Source organism: Thermomicrobiales bacterium, from assembly GCA_023954495.1.
Classification (GTDB): Bacteria; Chloroflexota; Chloroflexia; order Thermomicrobiales; family CFX8; genus JAMLIA01.
Map to the genome: position 1 here is coordinate 1 of JAMLIA010000119.1, position 6,550 is coordinate 6,550.

The window sequence follows — 6,550 nt, forward strand, 5'->3', positions numbered from 1 at the left end:
GCATGTATCAGGGCAGTCGTGCGGGCAGGCACCGCGCACAAAGATCGATGGGCTGGCGGTCATATATAAATCCCTTCGGGTCTGCGGATTATGTACGTGGTCCCTTCGTATTCTAGTCTACGGTCAGGCAGCTCATCGACAATCGGTTACGATACTGCCAAGAAGCTGGCCGACGAGTACGGGGAGGGCATCCAGAACATGGCACAAGTTCGCGAAACTGCGGATCACGCACTGGCAGCATCGTTCCAGCAGACACGCTCGCGCGTCTTCGCGCGCGGCGGCATGGTTGCGACAGCGCACCCACTGGCCAGCGCAGCCGGCGTCGAGGCGTTGCGCAACGGCGGCAACGCGATGGACGCCATCATCGCCGCAGCCACGACGACCGCTGTCGTCATCCCGGCCATGTGCGGAGTCGGTGGTGATGCCTTCTTTATCTATGGACAGAACGACGGCACGCTGACCGCCGTCAACGGCTCCGGCATCGCGCCGCGCGCCCTGTCGCGCGACTACTTCACGTCACGCGGCCACACGTACATGCCGTTCTTCGGGCCGCTCTCGATGGGCGTACCGGGCGCGGTCGAGACCTGGTTCTACGCGATCGAGCACTTCTGCAAGCTGCCGGCCAGCGAGCTGTTCGCCAGCGCCATCCACTACGCCGAGAACGGCTTCCCGCTGTCGGTGACCGGCGCGCGCACGATCGCGGCGTCGGCCGAGGAGCTGGCCAAGTATCCCGACTCAGCCCGCATCTACCTCGACAACGGCGCTGCGCCGCAACCGGGCTGGATCCTGCGCAATCCAGAGCTTGCTGAATCGCTGCGCATCATAGCCGCCGGCGGGCCGGACGCGTTCTATCGCGGCGACCTCGGGCGGCGCGTCGCCGAGGCCATCCAGGCGATGGGCGGCGAGCTAAGCGCAGATGACCTGGCCGACCACGAGAACGACGTCTACTCCCCGATCGCCACCGACTATCGCGGCTACACCGTCTACCAGACGACGCTGCCGACGCAGGGGCACCTGCTGCTCGAAGAGCTCAACATCATCGAGAACGCCGATCTGGCGAGCATGGGCCACAACAGCGCCGACGCCATTCACCTGATGGCCGAGGCCAAGAAGCGCGCGTTCGCCGACCGCAACGCCTATTCGCACGACCCGCGCTTTGGGCCAGTGCCGCTGGAGACGATGATCTCGAAGGACTTCGCAGAAGCCCGCTTCGCGACGATCGACATGCGGCAGGCCACCAACAGCGTCAAGCCGGGCGCGCTCCCCGAGCACGCTGGCGACACGACCTATCTCTGCGCTGCAGACGGCGATGGCAACATGGTCTCGTTCATTCAGTCGCACTCGGCCGGATTCGGTAGCCACGTCGTCGCAGGCGACACCGGCATCCTGCTGAACAACCGTGTCGGTCGCGGCTTCAGCCTCGTAGAGGGCCACCCGAACGTCATCGAGGGCGGCAAGCGCACGATGCACACGCTGAACTGCTACGTGATCGCGCGCGACGGCCAGGTGCTCTACGTCGGCGGCACTCCCGGTGGCGACCAGCAGCCACAGTGGAACATGCAGGCGGTCACGAACGTGATCGACTACGGCATGGACGTCCAGCAGGCGGTCGAAGCGCCGCGCTGGCAGTCGTTCCCCGGCACCGATCCGATCAACATCGACAATCCGTTCGAGCTGCGCGCCGAGTCACGGATCGACGAGGCCGTGCTCAACGAGCTACGTGAACGCGGACATGTCGTTCGCGAGCTCGGGCCGTACGCTGCCGGTGGCGCTGCCTTGCTGATCTATCGCGATCCGGAGAGCGGCGTCCTCGAAGGCGGCGCAGACCCGCGCACGGAAGGCATCGCGCTCGGCCTCTAGTCTGGCCGGGTAACCTGTGGCGCGCATAGTGCTTGTCATCGTTGATGTTGACGCTGGGGTACCATTCAGCGGTTAGCCGTCGTGCGTTGCGGTGGTCACGACGGCTGCCCGGCTAACGGGTAGCACTTTGTCTGGGACACGCTGCGTGGAGCATGGTGGGGCTCAACGCGGCGCTGGAGGATAAACACGATGCATCTCGAGCAAGTCGAAGGTCCAGAGTCGCTCAAGGGGCTCAGTGTCGCTGAGCTGGAGACGCTGGCACGGCAGATTCGCGACGAGATCTACGAAGTCACGAGCAAGAACGGCGGGCACTTCGCGTCGAACCTCGGCGCGACCGACCTCATCCTTGCTCTGCATTATGTCTTCAACTCACCGACCGACCACATCGTTTTCGATGTCGGCCATCAGGCGTATCCGCACAAGCTGGTCACTGGTCGCTACGAGCGCTTCCCAACGATTCGCACTGAGGGTGGCCTGTCCGGCTTCCTGCAGCGCGAAGAGAGCGAGCACGATGCGTTCGGTGCGGGCCATGCCAGCACCAGCGTCTCAGCCGCGCTCGGCATGGCCGCTGCCCACCACCTGACCGGCCAGCCCGGTCGCGCCGTCGCCGTCATTGGCGACGGTGCACTGACCGGCGGCATGGCTTACGAGGCGCTGAACAACGCAGGCAGCCTGGGTCTACCAGTCATCGTCGTGCTCAACGACAACGAGATGAGCATCGCGCCCAACGTCGGCGCGATCCCGAAGTACCTGAACCGCGTTCGCACCGACGAGCGGTACAACCGCGCCAAAGACGAGTTCGAGCGCCTGATGGATCGCCTGCCGCGCGGCGAGCTCTTCGTCGAGCTGGGCAAGCGCATGAAGGACTCGTTCAAGGAGTTCGTCTATCACACGATGATCTGGGAAGAGCTTGGCTTCACCTACATCGGACCGGTCGACGGACACAACATCGCTGACCTGATCGAGGCGTTCGAGCAGGCGCGCCAGCACGACGAGCCGGTCTTCGTCCACTGCGTCACAGCCAAGGGCAAGGGCTTCGATTTTGCCGAGAACGATCCGTTCAAGCACCACGCCGCCAAGGTCGTCACCGCCGGCAACGCCCCACCACAGCCGCCAAAGTATCAGGATGTGTTCGGCGAAACGCTGGCGCATCTGGCCGACGACGATCAACGCATCGTCGCCATCACCGCCGCCATGCCGGACGGCACCGGCCTGCTGCCGTTCGCAGCCGCGCACCCGGAGCGCTTCTTCGACGTCGGCATCGCCGAGCAGCACGCGGTCACGTTCGCGGCTGGTCTGGCGACGCACGGCATGCGCCCGGTCGCGGCGATCTACTCGACCTTCCTGCAGCGCGCCTACGACCAGATCGTCCACGATGTCTGCATTCAGAACCTGCCGGTCGTCTTCGCAATGGATCGCGCCGGTCTGGTTGGCGACGACGGTCGCACGCACCACGGCGTGTTCGACATCCCGTACTTGCGTTGCCTGCCGAACATGGTCGTCATGGCACCGAAGGACGAGGCCGAGCTGCGCAACATGCTGCGCACCGCCGTCGATTACGAAGGCGGCCCGATCGCGCTGCGCTACCCGCGCGGTTCCGGCACCGGCGTCTCGATCACTAACGAGCCGCACGCCCTGCCGATCGGTCGCGGCGAAATCATCCGCGACGGCTCCGATGTCGCCCTGATTTCCTACGGCACAACCGCGCTGACCGCCGAGCGAGCCGCCGATGCGCTCGCCGAAGTCGGCATCTCGGCTGCCGTCATCAACGCCCGCTTTGTCAAGCCGATGGATGAAGAGCTCATCCTGAAGGTCGCTCGCAAGACTGGCGCAATCGTGACCATCGAAGAAGGCGCGGCGATGGGTGGCTTCGGTTCGGCCGTGCTGGAGCTGCTGTCCCGCGAGGGCGTTGAGATCCCGACGCACGTCATTGGCATCCCCGATCACTTCTTTGACCACGCCTCGCAGTCGGCGCTGCGCAAGCACGCCGGTTTGGCACTGGATGATGTGGTTGCAGCCGCGAAGGACGTTGCCGGTCGCCGCGTAGCCGTTGAAGCCAACGTCACCCGTTCGTGACCGACTCACTTCCACTCCTGAAGCAGTGGTGCGACGAACACGACCTGCCGCTCGACGGCGACACATCGACGCGCCTCGCAGCCTATCTGGATGTCCTGCTCGAAACCAATCAGGTGATGAACCTGACGCGCATCACTGACCCTGACGACGCGCAGATCAAGTTGCTGGCCGACTCGCTCGACCTCTTGCGCTTCATCCCCGATGACGCGCATTCAGTGATCGACATCGGCTCGGGCTGCGGGGTGCCCGGCATGCCGATCGCCATCGCCCGGCCCGACCTCTTCGTGACGCTTGTTGACGCAACGGCTAAGAAGGCCCGTTTCCTCGACGAGGCCGCCGACAAACTCGGATTGACAAACGTCGAAGCCATCCAGGCGCGTGCCGAAGAGTTGGGGCGCATTCCGAAGCGCCGTGAGCGGTTCGCTGTAGCCACGGCTCGTGCTGTCGCTCGACTGGCGACCCTCGCCGAGTTGACGCTGCCGTTCGTCCGCCTCGGCGGTGTCGCGATCCTGCCAAAGGGGAGCGCAGCCAACGATGAGCTGGTCGAAGCGACATACGCGATCGGCATGCTCGGCGGCAAGCCTCGCGGCGTCTTTGCATCCAACGTTGAAGGCACCCGCATCGTCGTCATCGACAAGGTGCGGGCAACGCCGGCGCAGTTCCCGCGCCGCACCGGCCTGCCCAATTCGAGCCCGCTGCTCAGCGAGTCGCCTGTCAGTCCGGGTTCCAGTACTCCGACTGGCGCTGCTTGACCGAGTCGAGCGTTGCCCGAGCATCCAGCCCCACCGTCGTCGTCTGAGGCCAGGTCGGTGGGCGTTCGGCAGCAATCGGCTCTTCGAGGTCTGTCCGCGTTTCCGCCAGCGTCTCGATGATCGCCAGCGTGCAGTACGGCGCGTAGTTCTCCGAGTAGCCGCCCTCCTGCGCCGCGACGAGTCGGCCATCGCAGCATTCCGCAGCGAGGTCGATCATCACCTGCGTCATCGCCCGGTAGCCATCGGTCGTCACTGACATTCGCCCGAGCGGATCGGACGCCGACGCATCCTGTCCGGCGGACACGATGACGAGCTGTGGCGCGAACTGCCGCGCGATCGGCAGGACGATCTCCTCCATCGCCGCGAGGTAGGCCGCATTGCCGGAGCCGGCCGGCAGCGGCACGTTGACCGTTTTGCCGACGCCATCGCCCTCGCCAACCTGATCGATCAGTCCCCACCCAGCCGGATACAGCTCGTTCTGATGGAATGAGAAGAACAGGACGCTCGGGTCGTCGTAGAAGATCGACTGGGTGCCGTTGCCGTCGTGCACATCCCAGTCGAGGATCATGACCCGCTCGACGCCGTACTTCTGCTGCGCATGACGCGCGGCAACTGCCACGTTGTTGAAGATGCAAAAGCCCATGCCCATGTCGGCGACGGCGTGGTGGCCCGGCGGACGCACGAGCGCGTAGACACGCTTCGGCCCGTCGGTCATGACGGCATCGACTGCTGCCATCACGCCACCAGCAGCCAGCCGGGCAATGTCGTACGAACCACGTCCAACCGGCGCGCCTCGCCCCGCATCACCCTTCCCGGCGGCATCGGCTGCCTTAACACGCTCCAGCAGCTCCGGCGTGTGGCAAGCCAGGATCGCTTCCTCGGACGCCATGTACGGCTCGACCGCAACGAGATCGTCAGCCAGCCCGCTGAGATCGACCAGGTGCATCGTCCGGTCCACAAGCCGTGGATTGGACGGATGATCGACCGGCTCAACGAACGGAAGCGAATTCCCGGACGGCAGCCGAAACGGATTCGTGTTGTGCTGCAAATAGCGGTGGCTGAAGACCAGCCCCGCCTTGCGCTCGTTCGTCACCTCGACCCCTCCCGAAGGTGGACCTACATCCCCTTGCCATCGACCTCGGTCACGTCGCACTGCTCCTCGACTTCGCCAGAGTCGCAGTCGTAGATGTTGCGCTTCTGGCGTCGGAGGTCGACGCCAAGAACGTGCAGTGAGTAGCTCGGCTCGTCACCAACCGTCTCGATGCTGTGAATGTCGTTCGGTGGCAGGAGTGGGTAGACCGCGCCGCGACCGAGGACGGTGTCCTCAATCAGTGTCAGCTTGGCCTTGTGCGGGTCGCTGCCATCATCGACGCGCTCGTAGCGCTTGGTGTGTTGCTGCCCGCCACAGGTGCCGATCAGTCCCCAGGTCACATGATCGTGAACGGGTGTCGGCATGCCGGGAGCGAACTCGACGACGTAGATCTGGAGCACATCATCCGGCTCCCGATAGTAGATGTATCGTGGTCGCTCGTTCTCCGGCTCGGCGCGATACTTCTCGTCGAACAGGTTGTCGTCCCAGAGCACCTGCTCCACCAGCGGCTGGAGCTCCCTGACGACACGCTCGCGATCGTCGCCCGATTCCCCGAGGATGCGCTTTGCATCCTCAACAAACGTCTCAATGCCGTACTGCGCTGCCTGCGCCATCACGCCCTCCCTCGCTACACAATGCCGGACGCTTCACTGTCGGCTAGTGTACGGGGAGGTGCGTGTCGGTCAAGTCTGGCGAACGGCCTTACCCTGCTACGCCAACACGCCTGGCTTCAGATTCGAGGCGTGCTCGCAGGCCGTCCTCAGCCGCTTCC

5 protein-coding genes are annotated in these 6,550 nt (G+C 64.7%); 3 read left to right on the plus strand and 2 right to left on the minus strand.

The window, feature by feature from the left end; all coding sequences use genetic code 11:
- Window positions 1-198: 198 nt before the first annotated feature.
- From ggt to rsmG, 3 genes are all read left to right on the plus strand, one after another.
- Entirely contained in the window at window positions 199-1,860 is a 1,662-nt protein-coding gene (ggt, locus tag M9890_15050; protein MCO5178271.1) for a gamma-glutamyltransferase, read from the plus strand.
- A 189-nt stretch (window positions 1,861-2,049) separates the two neighbouring features.
- Window positions 2,050-3,936, plus strand: a complete 1,887-nt coding sequence (gene dxs, locus M9890_15055; GenBank protein ID MCO5178272.1) for a 1-deoxy-D-xylulose-5-phosphate synthase — start codon at window positions 2,050-2,052, stop codon at window positions 3,934-3,936.
- The gene (gene rsmG, locus M9890_15060) at window positions 3,933-4,688 is read left to right on the plus strand and encodes a 16S rRNA (guanine(527)-N(7))-methyltransferase RsmG (protein MCO5178273.1); all 756 of its coding nucleotides are present in this window, start codon (window positions 3,933-3,935) and stop codon (window positions 4,686-4,688) included. The genes dxs and rsmG overlap by 4 nt, the downstream gene beginning before the upstream one ends.
- Here the strand turns inward: rsmG and M9890_15065 are convergent.
- Window positions 4,651-5,781 (minus strand): class II histone deacetylase, encoded by a 1,131-nt coding sequence (locus M9890_15065; GenBank protein MCO5178274.1) that lies wholly within the window; start codon window positions 5,779-5,781, stop codon window positions 4,651-4,653. The genes rsmG and M9890_15065 overlap by 38 nt on opposite strands.
- Before the next feature lie 23 nt (window positions 5,782-5,804).
- Window positions 5,805-6,392, minus strand: coding sequence for a cysteine dioxygenase family protein (locus M9890_15070; protein MCO5178275.1), 588 nt, complete (start codon window positions 6,390-6,392; stop codon window positions 5,805-5,807).
- Window positions 6,393-6,550: the final 158 nt, after the last annotated feature.